The sequence below is a fragment of the Pseudomonas sp. F9001 genome, from assembly GCF_013385435.1.
Taxonomy (GTDB): domain Bacteria; phylum Pseudomonadota; class Gammaproteobacteria; order Pseudomonadales; family Pseudomonadaceae; genus Aquipseudomonas.
Map to the genome: position 1 here is coordinate 1 of NZ_JACAPX010000049.1, position 26630 is coordinate 26630.

The window sequence follows — 26630 nt, forward strand, 5'->3', positions numbered from 1 at the left end:
GCCGCGCCGGGCCATGGATGGCCCGTCGCGGCGGCCCGCGGAACCGGGCCGGAGTGCGGGCATGCCGAGCCTAGGCGAGGCACCGAGTGGTGGGGCAAAGACCTTTTGGTTACTTTTGGCTGGGCCGGCATTCCGGGCGTTTGCCAAAAGTGACCCGCTGTAAGAGCGGAACCATAAGCCGCCGTTACCTAAATAACGGATATGTACTCAACCCCAACCCCTAGCGAAACCGCGCGATCACCGCCTCCACCACCGGGTTCGGCCGCTGGGTATTCCAGGCGACGGCCGTGGTCACCACATTGAGCTTCTGGCTCAACGCCCGAAACACCACATTGGCCGGCGCCAGCTTCTTCAACGACGCCGGCACCAACGCAATACCCTGCCCATAGCTGACAAACGCGATCTGCGAAGCCACCGACCGCACTTCATGCAGCACCCGAGGCGAAAACCCGCTGGCACGACAGGTCGCGATCAAATTGTCGAAATACACCGGACTGACGTTGCGCGAAAACATCACCAACGGCTCATTCGCCAGGCTCGACAAACTGATCCGCGTACGACTCGCCAACGGATGATCCACCGGCAGCGCCACTACCAGCCGGTCCTCCGTCAGCGGCAATGACTGCACCGAAGCCCCAAGGTCACCATCCAGCCGGGCAAACGCCAGGTCGATATCCCCGGCCTCCAGCGCCGGCAACGCCTCGACGCTGTCGATTTCCCGCACCGACACCGTGAGCTGCGGGTAATCAAGCTTCAGTTGCTCGATCAACCCCGGCAGCACATCAAACATCGCCGTGGAAATCGCGCCGATGGTCAACATCCCCGACTGCCCCGCCACCGCTTCTTCCACGGCGAGTTCCAGGCGCTCCAGCTGCTCGGCGAACTTGCGCACCGCCGGCAGGATCGCCGCGCCCACCGGAGTCAGCTTGGCCCCCCGTCGGGAGCGGTCGAACAGCTTGACCTTGAGCGCCTGCTCCAGCACCTGGATCTGCTCGCTCAGTGGTGGCTGGGACATGCCGAGGCGCTTGGCCGCACGGCCAAAGTTCTGCTCTTCAGCCACGGCCAGGAACAACCAGAGGTGACGAATCAGGCGAAAGTTGATCATGGTCTTATCCATAGGTTAAGCGTATGCAAGGCTTCTGTACTTCGTAATATACCTATCATAGGCACTGCCTGACACTGGCCGCCTCCGTCACCCGAGGCTTGCCCATGACCCCTGACCGTTTGCTCGACCGCCTGGCCGCACTGGACACCAACACCGTGTCCGACGCCCTCGACTTCCTCGGCCTGCCCGGCGCCACCGTGGGCCTGCGCCCATTGTGGAACTGCCCGAAGATCATTGGCCGCGCCAGTACCGTACTGCTCGGCCCCAAGTCTGACATCGCCCCCACCGTGCATTTGATCACGCCGGTGATCGAACAGATCGAAACCCGCGACCGGGTGCTGGTGATTGCCGGCGGTATCGAGGGCATTTCCAGCTGGGGCGACATCATCGCCAACGCGGCGTTGCGCAAACACATACGCGGTACGGTGATTGATGGTTTCAGCCGCGATATCGACGGCAGCGAAGCCATCGGCTATCCGGTGTACGGACGCGGCGTGACCATGATCAGCGCGCGCAACCGCGTGGTGCAGCTCGACGCCGGCGTGACCCTCAGCGTCGCTGGCGTGTGCGTCAGCGAGGACGACTACGTGATTGCCGATACCTGCGGCACGGTATTCGTGGCCCAGGCGGTGATCGAAAAGGTCCTGGACCTGGGCGAGCGCATTGCCCGCCGCCAGGACGGCATGGTGCAGGCCGTGCGCAGCGGGCGCTCGGTGGTCGAGGTGATGCACGACGCACAGTTTGAGGCGATCAGCCGATGAGCGCCGATATCCAGCGGCTGAACCAGCGCCTGGCCAGCGCACAACCGTCTGCCACCTATCGCATCATGGACCGCGTCGCCGAACGCCGGGCGCAAGGCGCGCAGATTATCTCGCTGTGCGCCGGCGAACCGGATTTCGACACCCCGGCGCATATCCGCGAAGCCGCGATCCAGGCCATTGAAACCGGGCATACCCGCTACACCCAGGTGGCCGGTGCGCGGGCCCTGCGGGAGGCGGTGGCGGCGAAGTTCCGGCGCGAAAACGGCCTGGACGTGTCCTGGCAGGACACCCTCGTGTGCAACGGCGGCAAGCAGGTGATCTACAACGCCCTGGCAGCCACCCTCAATGAAGGCGACGAGGTGATCGTGCCCGCGCCGTACTGGGTCAGTTACCCGGAGATGGTGCAACTGTGCGGCGGCGAAGCGCGCATCGTCACCTGTGATGCCGACAGCGGTTTCAAGCTGACACCCGAGGCCCTGGCCGCTGCAATGACCCCGCAGACGCGCTGGCTGATCCTCAACTCACCGTCCAACCCCACCGGTGCGGTGTACAGCCAAGACGACTTGCGGGCACTCGCCGAGGTGCTGCTGGCCCACCCGCAGGTGCTGATCCTGGCCGATGACATTTACGAGCACCTGATCTTCGACGGCCAGGCCTTTCATACCCTGGCCCAGGTTGAGCCGCGTTTGGCACCACGCACATTGACCATGAACGGCGTGTCCAAGGCCTACGCCATGACCGGCTGGCGCATCGGTTTCGCCACCGGCCCACGCTGGCTGCTGGAGGCCATGGAAAAACTCCAGGGCCAGCAGACCTCCGGCGCCTGTTCGATCTCGCAACAGGCGGCCCTCGCGGCACTGGAAGGCCCCAGGGATTTCATCCGCGACAGCCGCCGGGTGTTCCAGGCGCGCCGGGACTTGATGGTCCAGTTGCTGAACGACACGCCAGGCCTGACGTGCATCAGCCCCGCCGGCGCGTTCTACGCGTTCGCCTCATGCGCCGTGCTGATCGGGCGCACCTCGGCGGGCGGGCGGCTGCTGCGCAGCGATGAAGACGTGGCCCTGGCGCTGCTGGATGAGGCCAATGTAGCCGTGGTGCATGGCAGCGCCTTTGGCCTGGGGCCATACATCCGCATCGCCTATGCCCTGGATGACAAATCGTTGCGCCAGGCGTGCGAGGCAATCCGCGGCTTCTGCAGCAGCTTGCTGGCAGAAGAATAAAAGTGATGAATTCACATAGATAAATATCGCTAATGGTGGCGTGCGCCCCTTCTTAAGATTAAGGCCGAACAGGACAACACTCACAACAACAAGGTCCGCCCCCATGTCTATGCCTGAAGTCATAAAACCCGCTGTGCGCAGCCAATACCGCTGGGTGGTTGCTGCGCTGATTTTCCTGATCTACACCGTGGCCGCCGCCGACCGGGCCAACCTCGGCGTGGCGCTGCCGTTCATTCGCCAGGAATTTGCAATGAGCAACGCCCAGGCCGGTGGCCTGGTCAGCCTGTTCCTGCTGGCTTACGCCCTGGCACAACTGCCGTCGGGCTTTGCCTTCGGGCGCTTTGGCGTCAGCCGGATCCTGCCGGGGGCCATGGTGCTGACCTCGTTGCTGACCGGCCTGGTAGGCACCGCCAGCTCACTGCTGGCGCTGAAACTCTATCGCCTGGGCCTGGGCATCGCCGAAGGCCCGCTGCCCATCAGCATGACCACCACCATCAACAACTGGTTTCCGGCACGGGAAAAAGGCACCGCGTCGGGGATCTTTTTATCGGCCGTGAAGTTCGGACCGGTGATCGTGCCGCCGCTGTGCGCCGTGATCATTTCGGTGTGGGGCTGGCGCGAGATTTTCTACTTCTTTGCGATCCCGGGCATCGTGCTGGCGGTGGTCTGGTACTTCCTGGTCACCGACCATCCGTCCCGCAGCCGCTTCGTCAACCAGGCCGAACTTCAATACATCGTCGAAGACACCGCAATCGCCCAGACCGCCCGTGTGCACAAGACGCCGGCGTGGGTGAAAAAGCTCGACCGGGTGATCCGCACCCGCGATGAAAAGCCCCTGGAAACCAACCGTCAGGTTTTCACCTCATGGAATATCTGGGGGTGCGCCACCAGCTACTGCTTCCAGCTCGGTGTCTCCAGCGTGCTGCTGGCGTGGATTCCCACCTACCTGATGACCGTCAAGCAGTTTTCGATCATGAACATGGGCCTGGTCTCGGCAGCGCCCTGGGTGGGCGCGGTGCTGGGCAACCTGCTGGGCGGTTTCTGCTCGGACCGCCTGATGGGCGGGCGCCGCAAGCCGGGCATGTTGCTGTCGGCGGTCGGCACCTCGTTGATGATGTACCTGCTGATCAATTCACCGGCCGAGCCCCTGCCCTACGGTTTGCTGCTGATGCTGACCGGCGTGGTGCTGAGCCTCGGCTTCTCGTCCTACATGGTCTACCCGATGGGCCTGACCACCAAGAAGACCTTCCCGATCTCCAACGCCATCGTGAACATGATCGGCCAGCTCGGCGCCGCTGCAACGCCCTTCATCACCGGCCTGCTGCTGGACAACTACGGCTGGAACTACGTATTTGCCTGGCTGGCGATCGGCTCGTTCATCAGCTTCATCATTTTGCTGACCATTGCCGAGCCCCGCCCGGCCTCCAGCCACCCGACCTGATTTGTCACCACCACGAGGAGTTATCCATGTCACCCCAAGACCAAGAATTGGTTGCCCTGTTTGCCGGCCTGGACACCCCGGGCGTGTCCGACGCCCTGGACAAGCTAGGCCTGCCCGGCCAATGCCTGGGAATCATGCCCCTGGACAACTATCGCCAGGTGGTGGTCGGCCCGGCCTTCACCGTGCGCTACGTCAGCGCCAGCACCCCGCCGGGCACCGTAGGCGACTTTATCGATGACGTGGCCGAAGGCGATGTGGTGGTGATCGACAACGACGGACGCACCGACTGCACGGTGTGGGGCGACATCATGACCCAGTACGCCGGCAGCCAGCGGATCGCCGCGACGGTGATCGATGGCGTGTGCCGCGACGTGAGCAAGGCCCTGGGCGACGGCTACCCGCTGTTCACCAAGGGCCGGTTCATGCGCACGGGCAAGGACCGGGTTGAAGTGGAAGCAGTAAACCAGCCGGTGTCCATCGGCCAGGCCCGGGTGTGCGCCCGGGACATCGTGGTGGCCGACGCCAATGGCGTGGTGATCGTGCCGCGCGAGCGGGCCCATGAAGTGGCGGCGTGCGCACGCTCGATTGAAGCGGTGGAAGCGCGTATCCGGGCGCTGCTCGATGAAGGCAAATCCCTGCGTGAAGCACGGGCGGCGCTGGGTTATCACACCCTGCAACGCAAGGGCTGAAAGGTCCTTCAGTTGGCCGGTCGCAACAGCTGCATCTGCTGGCGGTAGTCATCCGTCACCTGCCGCGCCTGACCGCTGCTGGTGATCACCCTCGGCGTGATCAGCACGATCAACTCGGTGCGATCCCTGGACTTGCTGGTGTTGCCAAACAACCAGCGCAGCCCGGGGATTTTCCCCAGGTACGGCACGGCGCTGACGCTCTCGGCGTTGTCCTGCTTGATCAACCCGCCGAGCAACACGGTCTGGCCGCTTTGCACCGCCACCTGGGTCGACACCGAGCGCGTGGAGATACGCGGGTTGTTGGGTGTGTCGCTGCTGTTGGTGGTTTGGTTCTCGGCGTCGCTGACCTGTTGCTGGATGTCCATGTACACCAGGCCGCCCGGGTTGATCCGCGGCACCACGTCGAGGATCACCCCGGTCTGCACGTATTCGACGCTGCTCAAGGTGCTGTCGGCGTTGCCGGTGTTGACCGTGGTCTGGCTGATGGGGATGTTGTCACCCACCTGGATCTGCGCAGGCTGGTTGTTCATCACCACCAGCGATGGCGCCGACAGCACCTGGGTGCGGCCGTTGGTTTCCAGGGCGTGCAAGGCCACTTGCAGGTTAGAGCTGACGAAGGAATAGAACAGCGAATCCGCGCCCAATCCCGCACCGCCGCCACCCAGGGCGCCCTGGCTGCCAGGGGTATTGGCTACCGTGGTGCTGGTGGAGTTGCCCGCCAGGCGGCCCAGGTACCATTGCACCCCGAGGTCCAGTTCGCCGGTGAGTTTGACTTCGAGGATGCGCGTCTCGATCTGCACTTGCAGCGGCGGGTTGTCGAGGCGCTTGATCGCCGATTCGATCTCCTTCCACTGCACCGGTCGGGTGCGTACCAGCAACTGGTTACTGCTTTTTTGCGCGGTGATCCGGGTGCCGGCGTCGAGGCTTTTGGCAGCGCCCGGCTCTGCATTTTCACCGTCTTCGCTGGCGGCCGGGGCCTGGTCCTCATCGTCACTGACGGGCGGGCTATTGCTGCTGTTGTTCAAGCCACCCGAGGTGCCGCCGCTGGTGTTGAGTGACGACAAGGTCGCCGTGCGCAGCCCCGGCGCCACCTGGGCCGGCGCATCGTCCTTGATCGCGCCGGTGCCGTAGATCTGCCGCAGGTATTTGGCGAGGTCCGTGGCCTTCATGTTGCGCACGTCGTAGACGTACATCTGCGGCTCGTTGCCGCCGCCCTCATCGATGGTGTGAATCCAGTCGCCAACTTCACTGAGGTACTGCGGCTGGGACGAGATCGCCACCACCGAATTGGTCCGCTCGATGGGCAGGAAGCGCACCATACCCGCCAGGGGCATGCCGCTGTCGGGGCCAAACATTTTTTGCAGCTCGGGCATCAACTCGGCCACCGAGGCCCGTTGCAAACCGAACACCCCCACCGACATCCCCTTGAGCCAGTCGACATCGAAGGTGTCGATGGTGTCCTGATAGTTGGCCAACTCATCCGGCGTACCGGCCAGGCTCAGCACGTTGCGTGCCGGGTCCACCAGCAGGAATGCGTTTTCCCGGGCGAACGGCTTGAGCAGTTTCTGCATTTCCGTGGCCGAGATATAGCGCAGCGGAAACAGCCGTGCCGAGAGCCCGCTGGAGGGTTGCGACACGCTCATTTCCGGCACCAGCTTGCCCGCCACCGCTTGGTTGGCGGGCAGGATCACGTAGCGCTGGCCCTGGCGGATCATCGCGTTATCGGTCCAGGACAACAGGGTTTCGAGGATCGACAGCGCCTGCTGCTTGCTCACCGGCTTTGAGGTGGAGAAGCTTACGTTGCCTTTCACACCCTGGGCGATGCTGTAGTTCTCGTGCAGCAGGTCGCCCATGACGCTGTTGATCACCGCCTCAATCGGCTGGTCGGCGAAGTTGAACACGATGTCGCCGCTGGCTTCATCCTTGACCGCCGGCGCAGGTGCGGGCTGGCGCACGAACTGCTGGTTACCGCGAATCAACTGGCGCTGGGGCGGCGTAGGCGCCTGGGCTTGGCGGCTGTCGGCCGCAGGCGACTCGCTGGCCGGGTCCACGGGCGGCCGTTGCGAACCGGTGCCCTGCATCGCCTCGTGAAGCAAGGCATCGTCCGGGTCGAGGTGATCGGGGAATGACCCACAGCCGCCCAGGGCGACGGCGGTGGCCAGGCAAAACACGCTGGTGCGCAAGGCGCTAGGGGAAGTATCGATCAAGGGGCGGGCTCGTGAGGAAGGGAAATCGGTGGTGTGGTGGACGGCGGCGGCAAACGCGGAACGCTGAGGCTCAGGGTTTGCGTGCGGCCATCCAGCACAAAACGGGCGTGCAGCGGTGTCAGGTGTTCCAGGCGCCAGCCGTTGGGCAGAGTCTGGCCTTGCTGGACTTTGAGCGGCGGGCCGTCGGCACGCTTGAGCAGCGCGACGCGCAGGTCGCCGTCGAGCAGCACGCCGGTCAGCTTCAGGCTCGACAGGCTGGAAATCTCGGCCTGGCCAACGGCGGCATCGGGGCTGCGGTCGGGGCTGAACAGCGGCGCCTGCCAGGTGCCGGCGAGGCTTTCCAGGGTCGCACTCGGGGCCACGTGAACCTTGGCCGAAGCATTGGCGCGCACGGCGGAGGCAGGCTCATCCAGCCACTGCGGCGCGTCGCCGATGCTGCTCAAGATGCCCACCATCAGCAGGCCCAGCAGCCCGGCCACACCGAGCAACACCCACTCGAGGGGGCGCAATGAATTGATCATCGGCGGGCCTGCGTGGCGGCTGCCGGTTGCAGATAACCGCGCACCAACAGGTGCACCACCAGCTTTCCGGCACCGCCGCTGGCGGGGGCATTCGGCCCGCGACGGACGCTCATTTCATCCACGAACAGGAACGGTCGCTGGTACTCCAGCTCATGCAGGATCGCGGTCAAGGGTTCGATGGCGCAGTTGAGGGTCAGGCTGACTTTGACCTGGCGATAGGGCTCGGTGTCGTCCTGCTCCGGGGTGATGGGCATGCGCTGGGTCAGGCTGCAGCCGCCGCCGAGGCCGGCGCGGCTGTTGATCAGGTCGGCGATGCGCTGCATCAGGTCCGCCGCCACGGCGCTGGGGTCATCCCCCGGCAACAGGCTGGTACTGCTGGCCGGGTCCTGGCGGGCTTGCTCCAGTTGCTCACGCAAGGCGGCGCCCTGGTGCAGCAGGCCCGCATAGCGTTGCTGTTGTTCGCGCAGCTGTTCGGCCTGCTCGCCCATGGCACGCAATGGCCCGGCGAACCAGCTGTCGATCAGCAGCCAGTAACCGCCGCCCAGCACCAGCGCCAGGACCAGCAAGGCGGCGCCGCGACGCTCACGGGGTGTCAGTGGTCGGCGCATCGGCGGCCTCCTGGTGCAAGTGGGCGCGCAGGGAAAACTGATCCTTGCCGGTTTGCGCATCGGGTTGGATCACCCCTTCGAACTGGGGGTTTTCCAGGCTGTGGCACGCCTTGATCCGGGTGATCAGGGCACTCGCCTTGGCGCTTTGCCCGGAGAAGGACACGTCGGCGCCGTTGTTGACCTCCAACTGGTCGATCCAGGTATCGGCGGGCAGGCAGGCGGTCAGCTCGTTGAGCAACGCCGCCAACGGCGGTTGTGCCGACTTGCGGCGAATCAGGTACTGCGCGGCGCCACGGGTATTGAGCAGTTGCTGGCGCAGGCTCTGGACCTCGGCGACCTGGGCTTTCTGTTGTTGCACCTGCGCCTGCATGACGTCGAGCACCCGCTGGCGGTCGTTGAGCCACAGCAGCATCGCGGCAATCAGCAAGGCGCCGCACAGCCAGGGCAGGTTGCGTTGCAAGCCCTTCCCGGCCGGCCGCTGGCGTGGGCGCAACGGCGCCGGCAGCAGGTCGATGCCCATTGGCCCGTCCACATCCACCGCATGGGGCTGCAAGCCGAGAGCAGCGCAGTCCAACAGGATTTGATCCAGGCGCTCCCGCAGGATGGCCACCAGGGTCACCTGCAAATGCGTGGCGGTGCGCCGTTCCTGACGGGCCACGAAGTACAACTGTTCAGCTTCGAACGGGGTAAAGCGGTCCAGTTCATAACCCACCACCGTCGACAGGTTGCGCGCGGCCGCCAAAGGCAGTTGCAGGGTTTGCAGCAACACCGCCGAGGGCGCGAGCACCAGCACCTGGCGCACCTCGTCGGCAGGTTTTGCCACCGGCTCGGTCAACGGCCAGTGGTAGCGGTGCTCGGGGATGTCACGGACCGACAGCCACGCCGGCAGGCAGCCACGCAGTTCCTTTAGCCACAGGCGCCAGCCCACTTGCAGCAAGCTGCCGCGCCAGCGCCGGGTGAGCGGTTCGGCCAGCTGTTGAAGGCGCGCCACTGGCGCCGAAAGGTATGGATTCATTCTTGCCAACGCAGCACCCGATAAGGTTGTGCGCTTCCCTCCGATGGGCTCAATAAAACCGTGGTTCGTAACCGGGCGTGGTAACCGCCGGGGCGTTGTGCGCGGCTGTCGATCACCAGCACGTCACCGGGGTCGGCCCCTACTGCGCTCTGCCGGGGCAGGTTCAGCGCCTGGCGCATCAAGGGGCTGGCGAAAGCGGGATCGGGCCGGTCCAGGCCGCTCCACAAACTGATTTCCGGGGCCAGCCGGCTGTACAGCGCCTGCGTCATGCCGGGCAATTGCCGCACTTCCTCCACCACGCGGAACGGCGCCAGGCCTGCGTTGCGCCGCATTTCCAGGTCCCTGGCGAGCCGGCCGGCCTGGGCCTGGGTGGCGCCGCAGGCCAGGGCCAGGCGGGCAAAGTCAGCGGCCTCGGCGCTGTTCAAATACAGCTTGCCGCGCTCGCTGTGCAGGCTCACGTGAAGCTGTGCATCATCAAATACCAGCGGCATTTCACGGCCGTCGGCGATCCATTGCTTGCGTTGCAGCGGGTCGGCCAAGGCCTGCATGGCCAACGCCACACCCGCCTCCGCCGCCAGCAACGCCTGGGTATGCTGGCGATGCCACAGGGCCTGGCGACTTTCCAGTTGTACCCACCCGGCCAGGCCGCCCAGCAGCAGGCTGAGCAACGCCAGCACCCACAGCACCAGCAGCAGCGCAACGCCGCGCTGACGCTTCATTCGCCTGATGCTCCGCTGGAGAGGTTCAGCCGCAGGGCAACCACCTGGGTGACCCACGGCACCGGTCCGTTGACCTGCGCTGCAATGCGTACCGCATAAGGCAGGCGTTTGGTCCACGGCCAGTTACTGATCCAGCCGGTGGCCTGGCCCTTGGGCGACAGGCCGCGATAGCTGAATTGCAGATCGTCGACGTTCTTCAGCAACACCTGCGGCTCGCTGCGGATGGCCGGCACGCTCACTTGGGCATTGGACTCAAACCGTGCGAACGCCACCTGCAACTCGCGCTCGGTCAACTGCAAGGTGAAACGCTGGATACCGCCGCCGAGCACGCCCGGCAAGGTCGCGACGAATTGCAGGCGCTGGGGAGCGCCGACAAAAAAACCGTTGGTCTGGCTGTCGTCCTCGGTCACGTCGAGGGGCAATGCTTCGCTGATGGAGGTGCGCAGGAACTGTTGCGCGGCGCGACTTTCATCCAGGCTGACGGTGTAGCGCTGCGCCTTGAGTACTGCACGGTTGGCTCCCAGGAGCGCGCCGCCCACCAGGGCCAACAACACGCCCAGCAGGCTGAGCACGATCATGACTTCGAGCAACGTGAAGCCCCGCTGCTGCTTCACTGGAGGCTCCCGTCGCGGCTGGCGCGCAGTTTCAAGGTACTGAAATTTGCGCGGCGCGGACCTTCGCTGACGCTGAGATCGAGGCGAAACAAATGTGGCTGACCGATGCGGGTGGGCTGCTGGGCGACGCGCAGTTGCCAGGCAATGCCGTCCAGCTCGCCCTCGCGCACGCCACTGGCCAGGGGCCCCGACGCCTCCTGATCCATCACGCTCAAGGCGGTATGGGTCAGGCGGTCGCTGTGGGCCACCTGCAACAACGAGCGCGCGCTTTGGCCGAACGCGACCAGCAACACCGTGCTGCAGATCGCCATGAGGGTCAGCGCTGCGAGCATTTCCAGCAAGGTGAAACCCGACTGACGCTTCATGGCAATGCCCTGGACTGCACGCTGCCGGTCAGCCAGCCGACGTCGATGCGCCAGCGTCGCGTGCCATTGGCCAATAACAGGTTGCCGCCGGTAGAGCTGCCGTCGGGGTAAAACTCCACCGCAGCGCCTGCGTGTTCGGCGGTGTGCAGGGTCACTTGCAGATCGGCCGGCCAGTGCTTGATGGGTTGCCCCGGCGCCTGAAAGCTCAGCCGGGCCAAGTCGAAGACGGTCTTGGCCGACCTGCCGCTGACAATCGCCCGTGCCCGTGTGCTGCGCAGGGCATCCACCATCTGCCCGACCACCTGGCGCTCTTTCGCTACCCGCAGGCCTTGTTGCAGGCCAAATCCCACCAACCCGGCCGCGATGCTGATCAACACGATCACCACCAGCATCTCCAGCAGGGTAAAGCCGCGTTGGAGGGCCGGCATTATTCCCAGTTGCCCAGGTCGGCGCTGTAGCCTTCGCCGCCGGGCTGGCCGTCCTGACCGTAGAAGATCAGGTCGAAGGCGCCATGTTCACCGGGGAAGCGATAGCCGAAGGCATGGCCGAACGGGTCCTTGAGGTCTGAGGGCTTGGCGTACGGTCCGGCCCAGCCGGCGGTGTTGCCGGGCTTGTCGACCAATTGCTGGAGGGTCTTGGGTGGCGAGCCGACGTCCAGGCCGTAGCTCTCGATCTTCATGCTCAGGCTGGCCAGTTGCGCCTTGCCCGCGCCGTATTTGCCCTTGTCGACGTTGCCGCCCACCTGGCGCACCACGATGGTCGCGACGATGCCCAGCAACACGATCACCGCGAGCATTTCCAGCAAGGTGAAACCGCCTTGGCGGCGGGCGGGTTTGAAACGGGTATGGCGCATCGGCTTGCTTCCTTGGGTCTTCATATATTGCTGGTCAGGCTCATCAGCGGCAGCATGATCGCGAGCATGATCACCGCCACCAGCACCGCCATGACCACGGTCAGGGACGGCACCAGGGCGGCGAGCAGACGGTCGATGCCGCGCTTGGCTTCGACGTCGAACACGTCGGCGACCTTGAGCAGCATGCTGTCCAGTTCACCGGCCTGTTCGCCGACTTCAATCATTTGCAGGGCCAGGTCCGGCAGCAGCGGTTGGCTGCCAAATGCACTGGCCAGGGTGCCGCCGCCTTTCACCGACTCGGCGGCCTGGGCCACTTGTGCCTGCAAGGCACGGTTGGTGCAGACCTGGCGGGCGATCACCAGCGCTTGCAGCTGCGCCACGCCGTTGCTCAGCAAGGTGCCGAGGGTGCGTGCCAGGCGTGCGGCTTCGACCCGCTGCAACAGCGGGCCGATAACGCGGATACCCAGCACGCGCCGGTCGTACTGCTCGCGGTGTCGTGGGTTGCGCAGGCGTGCCGCCAGGGCCCAGACCGTCACGATCAACCCGGCAAAAACCGCCAGGCCATAGGCGCCGAGGAACTGCCCAAGGCCCAGGATCACTTCGGTGATCAACGGAATCGGCACGCCCAGATCCTTGAAGATCGGCACGAACTGCGGCACCACGTAAGCCAGCAACAGCGCCAGGGAACCGAGCACGCCCACCACCAGGAAGGCGGGATAGATCAGCGCGTTGATCACCTCGCCTCTCAATAACTGGCTGCGTTCCAGGTAGTCACTGAGTTGGCGCAGGGTGTTCTCCAGCGCACCGCCCGCCTCACCGGCACGCACCATGCTCAGGTACAGCGGCGAAAACTGGCTGCCCTCCTCTTCCAGCGCTGCCGACAATGGCTTGCCGGCCTTGACGTGCTCGCGGATACGTTCGATCAGCGCTCGGGTCTGCGGCTGGCCGGGCTGCTTGAGCAGGATGCCCAGCGAGCGTTCCAACGGTTGGCCCGCGCCCAGCAGGGTGGCCAGTTGCTGGGTAAAACTGACCAGCGCCGCGCCATTCAACTGGCCGCGCCCGAAGGCATTGCGCAGCCCTTGGGCACCGGCGGCATCGATGTGCAACAGCAGCAGGCCACGTTTGTGCAGCGCAGCGACGGCGGCGGCCTTGTCCTTCGCTTCGAGGGTGCCGTTCTGCGCGACGCCCTGGCTGTCCAGGGCACGGTATTTGAACAGGCTCACGCGCCCTCTCCACGGGTGACGCGCAACACTTCTTCAAGGGACGTGACACCAGCCACCGCCTGGCGCAGGCCTTCTTCATGCAGGGTGCGCAAGCCACCACGGCGGGCGGCCTGTTCGAGGGTCGCGGCGTCGGCCTGGCGCATCAACAAGCTGCGCAGTTCGTCATTCATCACCAGCAATTCGGTGATTGCACTGCGGCCGTGGTAACCGCCGCCGGCGGCGTTGGCGCGAGGCCGGTAAAGCAGGATCGGGCGCTGCTCGGTGAAGCGGTCGAGGCCGTGTTCCTCGATCAACTCCGGCGGTGCTTCAAACGCCTCACGGGTCGCCGGGTCGAGGCGGCGCACCAGGCGCTGCGCGAGGATGCCATTGACGGTCGAGGCGATCAGGTAGCTCTCCACCCCCATGTCCAGCAGGCGCGTGATACTCGCTGCGGCACTGTTGGTGTGCAGGGTCGAGAGCACCAGGTGGCCGGTCAGGGAGGACTGGATGGCGATGCGGCAGGTTTCGAGGTCGCGGATTTCACCGATCATGATCACGTCCGGGTCCTGGCGCACGATGGAGCGCAGCGCCCCGGCGAAATCCAGCCCAATGGCCGGCTTGACCTGGATCTGGTTGATGCCTTCCAGTTGGTATTCCACCGGATCTTCGACGGTGATGATCTTGCGCTCGGCGGTATTGAGCCGCGAAAGCGCGGTATAGAGCGTGGTGGTTTTACCCGAGCCGGTGGGCCCGGTGACCAGCAGGATGCCGTGGGGCCGCTCGAGCACTTCAAGAAAGGTTTCCAGGCGCTGGCCATCAAAGCCCAGGCTCTGGAAATCGAACTGCACGGTCTGGCGGTCCAGCAGGCGCATCACCACCGACTCGCCAAAACTGGTGGGCACCGTGGATACCCGCAAATCCAGCTCCTTGCCCTGGATGCGCAACATGATCCGGCCGTCCTGCGGCAGGCGGCGCTCGGCGATGTCGAGGCGCGCCATGATCTTGACCCGGGAAACCACCGCCGCCGAGGAACTCGCCGGCGGCGCTTCCGCTTCATGCAGCACACCGTCGATGCGGTAGCGCACCTTGAGCTGGTTTTCAAAGGGTTCGATATGGATGTCCGAGGCGCGGTGCTCCACGGCCCTTTGCAGGATCAGGTTGACCAGGCGAATCACCGGGGCTTCGGAGGCCATGTCCTTGAGGTGTTCGATGTCCTCCAGGGCGCCGCCTTGTTCGTCGAGGTTTTCGATCAGGGTGCCCATGGCGGAACGGCCCTGGCCGTAGTAACGCTCGATCAGGGTTTCGACTTCGTTGCGCGGCCCGACCGCCAGCCACACCGGCACGCCGCACGCATACGCCAGGGCCTGGAACGGATACAGCAGCGCCGGGTTGGCCGCCAACACCCGCACACCACCGTGGCTCCAGCCCACCGGCACCACTTGGTAATGGCGCATGAAGCGTTCGGTCAGCGCCGGCAGCGGGTCGAGCACGGGCGGTGCGGCGTCCGCCAGCAGCAACGGCGCGCCGAGCAAATCGGCCCAGGCCCGCGCCAGTTCCACTTCGGAAACCAGCCCCAGGCGCGTCAGCAGGCCGAGCAGTTCGGGGTCGTCGGATTCCTGGGATAACCGTCGAGCACGTTCCAGGTCGACGGTTTTCAGACCGGCTTTTCGCATCAGCCACGCGCACACTTGTTCGGCATCCGGAATCTGCATTCGGCATGCATCGATGGGCATTGACGGTATCGGTTGAGACATCTGCACCATTCTGAACAACTAGTTGAAGAGGCTGTTTCCAAGGGTGCAGAAACAACAACTAGTCCCAGCGGCGCCTTGAACAAGATCAAGACCCTGCACACAAGCGATGTGCAGGACAGCCGTGGCAAATCATGGCCTTTTAGAACTACTGACCAAGGCCATTAGTTCGCCACAATTCATAAAATCTTGTTAAACACATCGACTAACATATTGATGCTTAGTTCACGATTGCAAATAGCCAGCCCGCTGCAACAGCACTAATCATTGAACTTCTCGTCGTTTAATTTTGAACTGCACAAGAGTGCCACTTCCCTGTGGCGCGATTGCAGCTAGAAGTCGACGGTCGCCGACAGCAAATACGTGCGCGGCGTCGACAAGGTCAACCCCGGCTCGCTGTCATCCGAGGCACCGGCCGAACTCCAGTAGCGCCGGTTGGCCACGTTCTCGACATTGGCCCGCAGGGTGATGTGCTTGTCGTCGACCTTGAAGGCGTAGCGTGCGCCGACATCAAGCCGCGTCCAGGCGTCGATTTCCTTGACGTTGGACTGGTCCAGGTACTGCGAGCTGGAATAGATCCCGCGGCTGGTCAGGGTCAGGCCTTCAACAGTCGGCACGTCCCACTCCGCGCCCAGGTTGACGTTGTACTTGGGCGTGGCCGGCGCGCGGTTGCCGTCGTAGGTGCCGTTGGTGGTGTGGGTCAGTTCGCTGTCGATGTACATCACCCCGCCCAGCAGGCGGAAACCCTTGAGCGGCTCGCCGAACACGCTGAGTTCCACGCCATCGTTCTGGCGCTTGCCATTGGGGCCGAAGACCAGCGTGGTGGCGTTGGTCTCGTAGGCCGGCTGCTTGATCCTGAATACAGCGGCCGTCACCGCGAACGCACCGGCGTCGTACTTGGCGCCGACTTCGACCTGACGGCTGATGAACGGTGGGAAGATTTCGTCATCGTTGACCGACGCCGACGGCGCGACCTTGCCCTGGCTCAAGCCTTCCATGTAGTTGGCGTACAACGAGAGCTTGTCGGTGGCCTTGAACAGGATGCCGCCGGACGGTGAAATTTTTTCCTCGTCGTAGGCGGTGTCGCCTTTGACGTCATCGGTCCAGTCGTCGACCTTGACCCGCTGCCAGCGCGCACCGAGGGTCAGCAGCAACCGGTCGTCGAAAAAACCCAGGGTGTCGGACAACGCCACACCGCTGAAACGGTTTTCGGTGTAGACCTTCGAGTCAAATCGCGTTGGCCGGCCAGGCGCCGGGGTTTCCACAGGGTTGTAGATATTGCTCGAACCCTGCGCATATCGCGCGCCGCCGTTTTCGAAGTCCATGTAGAAGTAGCTGGCCGCCAGGTTGACCTCATGGCTCACCGGGCCGGTATGGAACCAGTTGCGCACGCCCGCCGTGGCGGTGCGCACGTTTTCATCGCGGGTGAAGTCGCGGGGCTGCACGCTGAAATCACCGGCGTTGTTGGCCACCGACACTGCATGGCGCAGGAAGTCATGGTTGCTTTTGCGCGCACCGACGCCGCCGTAGAGCATTAGGTTGTCGCTGAGATCAAACTCGCCGTTGACCGTGCCGAAGGTGTCGTTGGTGCTTGCCTTGCTCCAGGGCTGCGCGTAGTTGTGGCGTACGTCGTTGGCACTCGGCACCCTGGCGTTGGGCCCGACTTGCACGCGTTCCTGGGGGGCGTCGGTGTCGCGCTCGGTGCGGCCGATGTCGGTGGAGAGTCGCAGGCGTTCACCGCGAAAATCCAGGCCCAACACGGCCATTTCGCGGTCGACACTCTGGTGATCCCAGGCGGTGTCGCCGGACTGTTTCACGCCGTTGAAACGCAGGCCGAACTGGTTGTCTTCACCAAAACGCCGGCCGATATCCACGGCTCCGCCCGCCTGGCTGTCGGAGGCCCAACTGCCGGTGAGCGAGGTGATGGGTGTGTCGGTGGCACGCTTGGGCACCACGTTGATCCCGCCGCCCACGCTGCCCCGTGGCGAGATGCCGTTGATCAACTGGCTGGGGCCTTTGATGATGTCGACGCGCTCGGCCATTTCCATGTCGATGGTGTAGGTCGGCAATACGCCATAGAGGCCGTTGTAGGCGACATCACTGTTGAACAGGCTGAAGCCGCGAATGGTGAATTGCTCATAGCGCCCGCCGGCCGGGTTGGTGGCGCGCACCGAGGGGTCGCTGGCAATCAGGTCGCCAAGGGTACGCGCCTGTTGGTTCTTGACCGCCGCGCTGGTGTAGGTGGTCATGCTGAACGGGGTATCCATGAAGTCCTTCGAGCCCAGCAGGCCCTGGGAGCCACGGCGCGCCACCTGGCCACCAGCAAAGGACTCGCTGCCGGCATCGCCGGTGGTGCCGAGAATCGAGGTGGGCGCCAGTTGCAGGCTGCCGCCTTCGGGAACCGGGGTCAGCCTATAGGCCTGCTCGCCCATGGGCTGCAGTTGCAGGCCGGAGCCCTGGAGCAGGCGCGCGAAACCTTCTTCGACGCCGTATTCGCCGGACAACCCGCTGCTGTTGCGGCCGCTGACCAGCGCCGGGTCCACCGAGAGGTTGACCCCGGCCAGCCCGGCGAAACGGGTCAGCGCGGCGCTCAGGCTGCCGGCCGGCACCTGGTAGCTGCGCCGGGACGCACCGTCTTCGGCATAGCTGATGGGAACGAACAACGGGCTGGCACTCAGGCTCAGCATGAGGCTGAGGTTCAGCAACGGGCGTATTGCGGGCATTGGAAGAAGCTCTCGATTTTGTTCACTTACCTGGAATGACCAGTCACGTGAAAAAAAGGGACAGGCTTCAGCCACTATTTTTTGATTATTACGGTTTGATGCCTTTGAGCTTCTGGAGCAGCTCCATCAATTGCTCCAGGGATTCCTCGCCGAACTGCTCCTGGATCTTCAGGTAATTGCTTTCCATCCCGGCGCTCATGTCGACGAAACACTGCTGGCCCTGTTCGGTCAGGGCGACGAACACCCGGCGCTGGTCTTCGGCGGATTTGCGCCGGCGCACGATGCCGTCACGCTCCAGCCGCCCCAGTACGCCGGTCATGCTCGGCTTGAGGATGCAGGCGAGGTGCGCCAGTTGGTGGCTTTCGAGTTCGCCTTGCTGGCGCAGGATGCGGATCACCCGCCATTGCTGTTCGGTCAGGTCATGTTCATTGAGCAACGGCCGGAAGAACGCCATGGTCGCTTCGCGGGCCTGGAGCAAGGTGAGCGTAAGGGACGGTCTGGGGGTGGGCATGGTTCACGCGCAATAGAGGTCGAAGCGACGAAGCTTAGAGTCGGTGTCCCGCGTGCGCAACCCGACGCACGCAGCAAGTCGTTAATTTCGAAACGAATTCATAAAAACCTGTTAATCCAGCTATTCAGCTTAAAGATAACATGTTAACAATATGCCCGCCCCTGCCCTGGTGGCGGGCTCTACCAACAAAAACAACAAAAGGAACGCCCCTCATGCATTCGTGCCTCTTTCGCACGGCGGCAAGCGCTGGCCTGTGCGCCGCGTTTAGCCCTCTGGTCGCCCACGCCGACTTCATCCAGGACAGCAAGGCCAGCCTGGACCTGCGCAATTTCTACATGAACCGCGACTTTCGCCAGGCCAACGCGCCGCAGAACAAGGCAGACGAATGGGCGCAAGGTTTTGTGCTGCGCCTGGAGTCGGGCTACACCGAAGGCGTGGTCGGGTTTGGCGTGGACGCCCTGGGCGAAATGGGCCTGAAGCTCGACTCCAGCCGCGACCGCCGGGGCACCGGGCTGTTGCCGTCTGGCGCAAGCGGCGAGCCAGCCGACAGCTACAGCGAACTCGGCCTGACCGCCAAATTGCGCGTGTCGAAAACCGTGCTCAAGCTCGGCACCCTGCAACCGCTGTTGCCGGTGGCCGCCTACAACGACACCCGCCTGCTGCCGTCGACCTACAACGGTGAACTGGTGACCTCCCAGGACATCGACGGCCTGACGTTGAACGTCGGCCGCCTGGAAAAGCAGAACCTGCGGGACTCCTCCAACAACGAGTCCATGAGCTACGGCGGCGTCAACAGCAGCCACCTGGACCTTGCCGGCGGCACCTACGCGATCAACCCGCACCTGGCCGCGACCTATTACTACGCGCAGATGCAGGACATCTACCGCCAGAATTTCATCGGCCTGGTGCATGACCTGCCGCTGGCCCAAGGCGTGAACCTGCGCACCGACCTGCGCTACTTCGACACCCGCGAGCAAGGCAGCGCCCTGCTGCGCAGCGCTTCGCGGGTCGACGGCGGGCGGATCGACAACCGCTTTTTCAACGGCATGTTCAGTTTGTCGGTGGGCGCACACAAATTCGGCCTGGGCTTCCAGAACCTTTCCGGTGACGGCGACTTTGCCTTCCCGGGGCAAGATCCGTATTCGGTCAACCTGGTGACCATCAATATCTTCACCAAGGCCAACACCGATGCCTGGCAGGCGCGCTACGACTACAACTTCGCCGCCCTCGGCCTGCCGGGCCTGACCTTCATGACCCGCTACGTCGACGGCAGCCATGCGCAAACCGCCACGGTGCGCAACGGCCGCGAATGGGAGCGCGACACCGACCTGGTCTACACCGTGCAGAGCGGCCCGCTGAAGAACGTCAACGTGCGCCTGCGCAATGCGACCCTGCGCTCAAGCAACGGCCTGACCAGCGACATCGACGAAAGCCGGGTGATCATCGGCTACACCGTAGCCCTGTGGTAACGCTGGCCACCTCAGCGCAACCCCGATTGACGCTGGCGGTATTCCCCCGGCGTCATCTGCGCGTAGCGCTGGAAGAACCGGCTGAAATACGCCGGGTCCTTGAACCCCAGCTGGTAGCAGATTTCATTCGCCGAGCTGCCGGTGAACAGCAGCAGGCGCCGGGCCTCCTGCATCAGCCGCTCCAGAATCAGGCGCTTGGACGGCAGATCGGCGATGCGTCGGCACACCTCGTTGAGCCGCGCTTCAGTGACGCCGATACCGTCGGCGTAGCGCGACAGCGGCCAGTGTTGCAGGTAGTGGTCTTCGATCAGTTCGTTGAAGCGGTGAAAAATCCGCAGGTCTTCGTGACGTGCAGGGCGGGCTTCCAGGGAGTTGGCGCAGAGCCTGAGCAGGCTGATCATGATCAGCCGCGTCAGGCTGTCCAGGGCCGAACCGCGTCCGCTGGCCTGGGCGTTGATCTCGCTGCACAGCTCATCAAACAGGAATTCCAGGCGGCGCTCCTCGGGCTGAAACTCCGGTGCCAGCCGCGCCAACGCCACGCAGGCCGCCGGCAATTGTGCGCCGGGGGCCAGGCTGGGGTCGGCGTCAATCAAGGCCCACACCAGTTGCTGGCGCACGGTCAGCACATGGCCGTCGGCGTCGGCTTCGGTGACGAAGGAATGCGCCACCGTCGGCGGCGTGAGGAAAAACATCGGCCCGGATTCGAGGTACTGCTGGTCGTCCAGGTAGACCCGCACCGCGCCGGTCTTGACGTAATGCACCTGGAAAAACCGGTCATGGCGATGCACCGGCATGTTGCGGCCAAAAAATCCCGCCAGGTTGCCGAGCCGGTCGTAGTGCACCTCGGCATCGCTGTAACGCTGGTCGTAGACCTGCCCGATGTTGATGTTGGGGATCGGCTGACGATCGCTCATCACTGCATTCTCTTTGTTGTTTTGACTGCCCTGAAATATTGCCACGCTTGACGATAGTTAACATCTTAATTATAACGTTAACACGTTAACGAATTTCCCACGGTGCAGGTCCGAATCTGCCCCGCCACTGCCAGGAGAAAAGCATGAGCCGTGCCCTGCATGATGTTGCGAACGGCACCCTGTTCGGCGTTGCGCTGAACTACCAGGGGTTGCTGAACCAACGTCTCGCCGAATTCGAACAAGCGCCTTACCAGAAACCACCGGTGAAGCCGGTGCTGTTCATCAAGACGCCCAATACCCGCAACGGCCACGACGGCGTGGTGCTGCACCCACAGGGTGAACGCCTGCAACCGGGCCCGGCACTCGGGGTGGTGATTGGCAAGAGCGCCAGCCGGGTCAGTGTCGAAAATGCCCTGGAGCATGTGGCGGGCTACACCATCGTCAATGAGTTCAGCCTGCCGGAAGACAGCTACTACCGCCCGGCGGTGAAAGCCAAGTGCCGGGACGGTTTCTGCGCATTGGGCCCGGAACTGGTGGCCCGCGACCAGGTCGCCAATCCGCATCAATTGAGCGTGAAGCTGTTCGTCAACGGTGAACTGCGCCAGCAAAACTCCACCGCCAACTTCGTGCGCAGCCTGCCGCAGTTGATCGCCGAGATCAGCGAGTTCATGACCCTGCACGAAGGCGATGTGCTGATCACCGGCACCCCCGAAGGCCGGGTGGATGTGCAACCCGGCGACACGGTTGAAGTCGAGATCAGCGGCCTGGGCCGCCTGGTCAACCACATCAAGGCAGAGGAGCTGTCATGAAACACGCCCGTATTCGCTTTGAAGGTGAAGCCCACCAGGTGCTGGTAGAAGCTGAAAACGCCGTGCGCCTGGCCGACGGTCGCCTGCTGGCTGAAGACCAGGTCGAATGGCTGCCACCGGCCACCGGCAGCATGTTTGCCCTCGGCCTGAACTACGCCGACCACGCCGCCGAACTGGCCTTCAAGCCACCGACCGAACCGCTGGCGTTCATCAAGTCTCCCGGCACCTACACCGGCCATAACCAGGTGACCTGGCGGCCGGATAACGTCGCCTACATGCACTACGAGTGCGAACTGGTGGCGGTCATCGGCAAGCCGGCGCGCAACGTCAAGCGCGAGAACGCCCTGGAGTATCTGGCCGGCTACACGGTGTGCAACGACTACGCGATCCGCGACTACCTGGAAAACTACTACCGCCCCAACCTGCGGGTGAAAAACCGCGACGCCACCACGCCCGTGGGCCCATGGATCGTGGATGTCGCCGACGTGCCGGACCCGAGCAACCTGAAGCTGCGCACCTGGATCAACGGTGAACTGCGCCAGGAAGGCAGTACGAAAGACATGATTTTCGACATCCCGTATTTGATCGAGTACCTGTCCAGCTTCATGACCCTGCAGCCCGGCGACATGATCGCCACCGGCACCCCGGAAGGCCTGGCGGATGTGGTGCCGGGGGATGAAGTGGTCGTGGAAGTGGAAGGCGTAGGCCGCCTGGTCAATCGAATTGTCAGCGAGGCGGACTTTTTCGCCGCCCGTAAAGAGGCTTGAGCAATATGATCAAACACTGGATCAACGGCCGTGAGGTCGAGAGCAAAGACACCTTCATCAACTACAACCCGGCCACCGGCGAAGCCATCGGTGAAGTGGCCAGCGGCGGTGCCGAGGAAGTGGCGCAGGCCGTTGCAGCAGCCAAGGAAGCCTTTCCGAAGTGGGCAGGCACACCGGCCAAGGAACGTGCCCGCTTGATGCGCAAGCTCGGTGAGCTGATCGAACAGAACGTGCCGCACCTGGCCGAGCTGGAAACCCTCGACACCGGCCTGCCGATCCACCAGACCAGGAACGTGCTGATTCCCCGGGCGTCCCACAACTTCGATTTCTTCGCCGAAGTCTGCACCCGCATGGACGGCCACAGCTACCCGGTAGACGACCAGATGCTCAACTACACCCTTTACCAGCCGGTGGGTGTGTGTGCGTTGGTGTCGCCATGGAACGTGCCGTTCATGACCGCCACCTGGAAGACTGCGCCGTGCCTGGCGCTGGGCAATACCGCGGTGCTGAAGATGTCCGAGCTCTCGCCGCTGACGGCCAATGAACTGGGGCGCCTGGCGGTCGAAGCCGGGATCCCCAAAGGCGTGCTGAACGTGATCCAGGGCTACGGCGCCACCGCCGGTGATGCGCTAGTGCGCCACCCGGACGTGCGGGCGATTTCCTTCACCGGCGGTACCGCCACCGGCAAGAAAATCATGCAGACCGCCGGGCTGAAAAAGTACTCCATGGAACTGGGCGGCAAGTCGCCGGTGCTGATCTTTGAAGACGCCGACCTGGACCGCGCCCTCGACGCGGCACTGTTCACCATCTTCTCGCTCAACGGTGAGCGCTGCACCGCTGGCAGCCGGATCTTCATTCAGGAGAGCGTGTACCCGCAGTTCGTCGCCGAATTTGCCGCCCGCGCCAAGCGCCTGATCGTCGGCGACCCGCAGGACCCGAAGACCCAGGTCGGCTCGATGATCACCCAGGCCCACTACGACAAGGTCACCGGCTACATCAGGATTGGCCTCGAAGAAGGCGCCACCCTGCTGGCCGGCGGCCTGGAACGCCCGGCCAACCTGCCGGCGCACTTGAGCCGCGGGCAGTTTATCCAGCCGACAGTATTTGCCGACGTAAACAACAGTATGCGCATTGCCCAGGAAGAAATCTTTGGCCCGGTGGTGTGCCTGATCCCGTTCAAGGACGAAGCCGAAGCACTGCAACTGGCCAACGATACCGAGTACGGCCTGGCGTCCTACATCTGGACCCAGGACATCGGCAAGGCGCATCGTCTGGCCTACGGCATCGAAGCCGGCATGGTGTTCATCAACAGCCAGAACGTGCGGGACTTGCGCCAGCCGTTTGGTGGGGTAAAAGGTTCCGGCACCGGCCGTGAAGGCGGCCAGTACAGCTTCGAAGTGTTTGCCGAGATCAAGAACGTGTGCATTTCCATGGGCAGTCATCACATCCCGCGCTGGGGTGTGTAACCCGGATATAACAACGCTACCTGTAGGAGCGAGCTTGCTCGCGAAGAACCCGCAGGCGCCGCGGGCTAACAGAAGTGCTGCGTTATCGTTGACGTTTTTCGCGAGCAAGCTCGCTCCTACAAAAGAATAAATACTCAGGAGAATGATCATGGGCGAAGTGGTTCTGGCAGCAAAGATCTGCCACGTTCCCTCGATGTACCTGTCGGAACTGCCCGGCAAGCACCACGGTTGCCGCGAAGCAGCCATCGCCGGGCACAAGGAAATCGGGCGGCGCGCCCGTGAACTGGGGGCCGACACCGCGGTGGTGTTCGACGTGCACTGGCTGGTCAACAGCGGCTATCACGTCAACTGCGGCGAGCATTTCAAGGGCACCTACACCAGCAACGAGCTGCCGCACTTCATCAAGAACATGGAGTACGAGTACCCGGGCTGCCCCGAGCTGGGCGAGTTGATCGCCGCCGAGGCCAACCTGGCCGGCGTGCGCACCATGGCCCACAACATCCCGAGCCTGGAGCTGGAATACGGCACCCTGGTGCCGATGCGCTACATGCACATGGGCGTGCCGGACGCGCAGAAGTTCGACGTGATCTCGATTGCCGCGTGGTGCGCCTGGCACCGCCTGGAAGACAGCTTCGCGTTCGGCGCCGCCGTGCGCCGGGCGATCGAGAAAAGCGACCGCAAAGTCCTGGTGCTGGCCTCGGGCTCCCTCTCCCACCGTTTCTCGGACGACCGCGAAGCCGAAGCCAACATCCACAACTGGACCCGTGAATTCGACAAACAGATGGACCTGCACGTGGTGGAGATGTGGAAGCAAGGCCGCTTCAAGGAGTTCTGCGCAATGCTGCCGGACTACGCCGAGCACTGCTTCGGCGAAGGCAAGATGCACGACACCGCGATGCTCCTGGGACTGCTGGGCGGGCCGGACTACAACCAGCCGGCCGAGATCATCACCCAGCCGTTCGGCAGTTCGGGCACCGGGCAGATCAATGCCATTTTCCCTTTATGAGCCTTGGTGAAGATCACCTGTAGGCGCTGGCTTGCCTGCGATGCAGGCGCCTCGGTGTATCTGTCGCACCGAGTTGATGCCATCGCAGGCAAGCCAGCTCCTACAAGGAATTCGCTGCACCTCACCCCAAGAGGAGATACACATGCCGCACTTCATCGCCGAATACACCGACAACATCGAGCAGCAGGCCAACCTGCCGGCCCTGTTCGAGCAGGTTCACGCCGTGCTGGGGGACAGCGGCGTGTTTCCCCTGGGGGGCATCCGCAGTCGCGGAGTGCGCCTGGACACCTGGCGCATGGCCGACGGCAAGCATGACTTCGCCTTTGTCCACATGACCCTCAAGGTCGGCCACGGGCGCGACCTGGAAACCCGCAAGGCGGTGGCCGAAGCCCTGTTCAAGGTCATCACCGAGCACTTCGCCGAGCTGCAATCCCAGCGGCTGCTGGCGTTGTCGTTCGAGATGATCGAGCTGCACCCCGAGCTGAATTTCAAGCAGAACAACGTGCACGCATTCCTGAAGAACCAGGCGGGCTGAGCACAGCCCACCTTTCCGCCCATGGCCACTCAAACAAAAAAGAACAACATCATGAGCACAGCCAATACCGCCGACACCACCACCCTGATCGACCATCAGCGCACCCACAGCATCGTCACCTGGCGACTGATGCCGTTGCTGCTGATCTGCTACCTGTTTGCCCACCTGGACCGCATCAACATCGGCTTCGCCAAGATGCAGATGAGCACCGACCTGCACTTCAGCGACACGGTGTATGGCCTCGGTGCCGGCCTGTTTTTCATCGCCTACGCGCTGTTCGGCGTACCCAGCAACATGGCCCTGGACCGGGTCGGCCCACGGCGCTGGATCGCCTGCCTGATGGTGGTGTGGGGCGTGCTCTCCACCAGCATGCTGTGGATCGAAAGCTCCACGGGCTTCTACGTGCTGCGCTTTCTGCTGGGGGTGGCCGAAGCCGGCTTCTTCCCGGGGATCCTGGTGTTCCTCAACCGCTGGTACCCGGCCCGCCGCCGGGCGCAAGTCACCGCGCTGTTTGCGATTGCCGTGCCCATGGCCGGTGTGATTGGTGGCCCGTTGTCCGGTGCGATCCTGGAGAACTTCCATGATTTCGGCGGGCTGCGGGGCTGGCAGTGGATGTTCCTGATCGAAGGCGCCCCGGTGGTGCTGCTCGGCCTGGTCGTCCTGAAATACCTGCCCGACAGCTTCGAAACCGTGAAGTGGCTGGAGCCCGCGCAAAAGCAACAACTGCGCGAGCAACTGAGCACTGAAGAACAGCGCAAATCCATCACCTCCTTCGGCGGCATCCTGCGTGACCCGCAGGTGTGGCTGCTGGTGGCGGTGTACTTCGCGGTGATGCTGGCGGTGAACACCCTGGCGTTCTGGATGCCCACCCTGATCCACGGCGCCGGCATCGGCCGCGACAGCCAGGTCGGCTTGCTGAGCGCCGTACCGTATCTGGCCGGGTGCTTCTTCATGATCGGCTGCGGGCGCTCGTCCGACCGCAACCGCGAACGCCGCTGGCACCTGTGCGTGCCGTTGCTGATGTCGGCCATCGGTATTGCGGTGGCCGGGCTCTCGCCCACCAACCCGACCCTGGTGCTGGGCGGCCTGATCCTCGCCGGCATGGGCGCCAGCGCTGCGCTGCCGATGTTCTGGCAATTGCCGCCGGCGTTCCTGTCCAACAGCACCCAGGCGGCCGGCATCGCGCTGATCAGCTCGTTCGGCAGCATCGCTTCGTTCCTCGCGCCCTACCTGATCGGCTGGATGCGCGACACCACCCAAAGCGCGAGCCTGGCCCTGTACGTGCTGGCGCTGCTTATCGCCCTCGGCGGCCTGCTGGTGCTGCGCACCCATGCGGCCATCGTCAATCCCCAGTAGAGA

26 protein-coding genes are annotated in these 26630 nt (G+C 63.8%); 11 read left to right on the plus strand and 15 right to left on the minus strand.

The features are described 5' to 3' along the window. Positions 1 to 220: 220 nt before the first annotated feature. Positions 221 to 1105, minus strand: a complete 885-nt coding sequence (locus HX818_RS29355; protein WP_003209935.1) for a LysR family transcriptional regulator — start codon at positions 1103 to 1105, stop codon at positions 221 to 223. Positions 1106 to 1209: 104 nt separating this feature from the next. Between HX818_RS29355 and HX818_RS29360 the strand changes: the two genes are divergently transcribed. The 4 genes from HX818_RS29360 (at position 1210) to HX818_RS29375 (ending at position 5216) form a co-directional block, all read left to right on the plus strand. After that, entirely contained in the window at positions 1210 to 1866 is a 657-nt protein-coding gene (locus tag HX818_RS29360) for an RraA family protein (RefSeq protein WP_177021238.1), read from the plus strand. Further along, positions 1863 to 3086: a pyridoxal phosphate-dependent aminotransferase gene (locus HX818_RS29365; RefSeq protein ID WP_177021239.1), complete on the plus strand. Its 1224-nt coding sequence runs from the start codon at positions 1863 to 1865 to the stop codon at positions 3084 to 3086. Before HX818_RS29360 ends, HX818_RS29365 begins: the two co-directional genes overlap by 4 nt. Before the next feature lie 103 nt (positions 3087 to 3189). After that, complete coding sequence (locus HX818_RS29370) at positions 3190 to 4527, plus strand: MFS transporter (protein WP_023658999.1); 1338 nt, start codon at positions 3190 to 3192, stop codon at positions 4525 to 4527. A 26-nt stretch (positions 4528 to 4553) separates the two neighbouring features. Continuing rightward, complete coding sequence (locus tag HX818_RS29375) at positions 4554 to 5216, plus strand: RraA family protein (protein ID WP_003209925.1); 663 nt, start codon at positions 4554 to 4556, stop codon at positions 5214 to 5216. 8 nt (positions 5217 to 5224) lie between these two features. Here the strand turns inward: HX818_RS29375 and gspD are convergent, their stop codons facing one another. The 13 genes from gspD to hpaR all read right to left on the minus strand — a co-directional run bounded on the left by gspD (position 5225) and on the right by hpaR (position 18305). Beyond that, positions 5225 to 7423 (minus strand): type II secretion system secretin GspD, encoded by a 2199-nt coding sequence (gene gspD / locus HX818_RS29380; protein ID WP_177021240.1) that lies wholly within the window; start codon positions 7421 to 7423, stop codon positions 5225 to 5227. Further along, positions 7420 to 7944: a general secretion pathway protein GspN gene (locus HX818_RS29385; RefSeq protein WP_177021241.1), complete on the minus strand. Its 525-nt coding sequence runs from the start codon at positions 7942 to 7944 to the stop codon at positions 7420 to 7422. Before HX818_RS29385 ends, gspD begins: the two co-directional genes overlap by 4 nt. After that, positions 7941 to 8552: a type II secretion system protein GspM gene (gene gspM / locus HX818_RS29390; RefSeq protein ID WP_023659000.1), complete on the minus strand. Its 612-nt coding sequence runs from the start codon at positions 8550 to 8552 to the stop codon at positions 7941 to 7943. The genes HX818_RS29385 and gspM overlap by 4 nt, the downstream gene beginning before the upstream one ends. Then, the gene (locus HX818_RS29395) at positions 8527 to 9567 is read right to left on the minus strand and encodes a PilN domain-containing protein (protein ID WP_177021242.1); all 1041 of its coding nucleotides are present in this window, start codon (positions 9565 to 9567) and stop codon (positions 8527 to 8529) included. The genes gspM and HX818_RS29395 overlap by 26 nt, the downstream gene beginning before the upstream one ends. Continuing rightward, the gene (locus tag HX818_RS29400; RefSeq protein WP_177021243.1) at positions 9564 to 10286 is read right to left on the minus strand and encodes a general secretion pathway protein GspK; all 723 of its coding nucleotides are present in this window, start codon (positions 10284 to 10286) and stop codon (positions 9564 to 9566) included. The genes HX818_RS29395 and HX818_RS29400 overlap by 4 nt, the downstream gene beginning before the upstream one ends. Beyond that, positions 10283 to 10900, minus strand: a complete 618-nt coding sequence (locus tag HX818_RS29405) for a prepilin-type N-terminal cleavage/methylation domain-containing protein (protein ID WP_177021244.1) — start codon at positions 10898 to 10900, stop codon at positions 10283 to 10285. Before HX818_RS29405 ends, HX818_RS29400 begins: the two co-directional genes overlap by 4 nt. After that, on the minus strand, positions 10897 to 11265 hold the full coding sequence (locus HX818_RS29410; protein WP_008437204.1) for a type II secretion system protein: 369 nt from the start codon (positions 11263 to 11265) through the stop codon (positions 10897 to 10899). The genes HX818_RS29405 and HX818_RS29410 overlap by 4 nt, the downstream gene beginning before the upstream one ends. Continuing rightward, on the minus strand, positions 11262 to 11693 hold the full coding sequence (locus HX818_RS29415; protein ID WP_003209913.1) for a type II secretion system protein: 432 nt from the start codon (positions 11691 to 11693) through the stop codon (positions 11262 to 11264). The genes HX818_RS29410 and HX818_RS29415 overlap by 4 nt, the downstream gene beginning before the upstream one ends. Then, positions 11693 to 12118 carry a type II secretion system major pseudopilin GspG gene (gspG, locus tag HX818_RS29420; RefSeq protein WP_003209911.1) on the minus strand — a complete coding sequence of 142 codons (426 nt, stop codon included), beginning with the start codon at positions 12116 to 12118 and terminating at the stop codon, positions 11693 to 11695. Before gspG ends, HX818_RS29415 begins: the two co-directional genes overlap by 1 nt. Positions 12119 to 12138: 20 nt before the next feature. Then, positions 12139 to 13341, minus strand: a complete 1203-nt coding sequence (gene gspF / locus HX818_RS29425) for a type II secretion system inner membrane protein GspF (RefSeq protein ID WP_177021245.1) — start codon at positions 13339 to 13341, stop codon at positions 12139 to 12141. Beyond that, a complete protein-coding gene (gspE, locus tag HX818_RS29430; RefSeq protein ID WP_177021258.1) occupies positions 13338 to 15032 on the minus strand; it encodes a type II secretion system ATPase GspE in 1695 nt (564 codons plus the stop codon). The genes gspF and gspE overlap by 4 nt, the downstream gene beginning before the upstream one ends. Positions 15033 to 15403: 371 nt before the next feature. Continuing rightward, positions 15404 to 17794 carry a TonB-dependent receptor gene (locus HX818_RS29435; RefSeq protein ID WP_177021246.1) on the minus strand — a complete coding sequence of 797 codons (2391 nt, stop codon included), beginning with the start codon at positions 17792 to 17794 and terminating at the stop codon, positions 15404 to 15406. Positions 17795 to 17882: 88 nt separating this feature from the next. Further along, positions 17883 to 18305, minus strand: coding sequence for a homoprotocatechuate degradation operon regulator HpaR (gene hpaR, locus HX818_RS29440; RefSeq protein ID WP_008437189.1), 423 nt, complete (start codon positions 18303 to 18305; stop codon positions 17883 to 17885). A 212-nt stretch (positions 18306 to 18517) separates the two neighbouring features. Here hpaR and HX818_RS29445 point away from each other — a divergent pair, with 212 nt between their 5' ends. Beyond that, complete coding sequence (locus HX818_RS29445) at positions 18518 to 19774, plus strand: OprD family porin (protein ID WP_177021247.1); 1257 nt, start codon at positions 18518 to 18520, stop codon at positions 19772 to 19774. Between the two features lie 11 nt (positions 19775 to 19785). Here the strand turns inward: HX818_RS29445 and hpaA are convergent, their stop codons facing one another. Further along, positions 19786 to 20688: a 4-hydroxyphenylacetate catabolism regulatory protein HpaA gene (hpaA, locus tag HX818_RS29450; RefSeq protein WP_177021248.1), complete on the minus strand. Its 903-nt coding sequence runs from the start codon at positions 20686 to 20688 to the stop codon at positions 19786 to 19788. Positions 20689 to 20831: 143 nt separating this feature from the next. On the opposite strand from hpaA, the gene HX818_RS29455 reads away from it, so the two are divergent. The 6 genes from HX818_RS29455 (at position 20832) to HX818_RS29480 (ending at position 26627) form a co-directional block, all read left to right on the plus strand. Further along, the gene (locus tag HX818_RS29455) at positions 20832 to 21497 is read left to right on the plus strand and encodes a fumarylacetoacetate hydrolase family protein (protein WP_008437186.1); all 666 of its coding nucleotides are present in this window, start codon (positions 20832 to 20834) and stop codon (positions 21495 to 21497) included. After that, the gene (locus HX818_RS29460) at positions 21494 to 22264 is read left to right on the plus strand and encodes a fumarylacetoacetate hydrolase family protein (RefSeq protein ID WP_003209888.1); all 771 of its coding nucleotides are present in this window, start codon (positions 21494 to 21496) and stop codon (positions 22262 to 22264) included. Before HX818_RS29455 ends, HX818_RS29460 begins: the two co-directional genes overlap by 4 nt. Before the next feature lie 5 nt (positions 22265 to 22269). Continuing rightward, the gene (hpaE, locus tag HX818_RS29465; RefSeq protein ID WP_177021249.1) at positions 22270 to 23730 is read left to right on the plus strand and encodes a 5-carboxymethyl-2-hydroxymuconate semialdehyde dehydrogenase; all 1461 of its coding nucleotides are present in this window, start codon (positions 22270 to 22272) and stop codon (positions 23728 to 23730) included. Positions 23731 to 23878: 148 nt separating this feature from the next. Next, complete coding sequence (gene hpaD / locus HX818_RS29470) at positions 23879 to 24736, plus strand: 3,4-dihydroxyphenylacetate 2,3-dioxygenase (protein ID WP_003209884.1); 858 nt, start codon at positions 23879 to 23881, stop codon at positions 24734 to 24736. A gap of 142 nt (positions 24737 to 24878) precedes the next feature. Next, positions 24879 to 25271, plus strand: coding sequence for a 5-carboxymethyl-2-hydroxymuconate Delta-isomerase (locus HX818_RS29475; RefSeq protein ID WP_177021250.1), 393 nt, complete (start codon positions 24879 to 24881; stop codon positions 25269 to 25271). 51 nt (positions 25272 to 25322) lie between these two features. Continuing rightward, positions 25323 to 26627 carry an MFS transporter gene (locus HX818_RS29480; protein ID WP_177021251.1) on the plus strand — a complete coding sequence of 435 codons (1305 nt, stop codon included), beginning with the start codon at positions 25323 to 25325 and terminating at the stop codon, positions 26625 to 26627. Positions 26628 to 26630 lie beyond the last annotated feature (3 nt).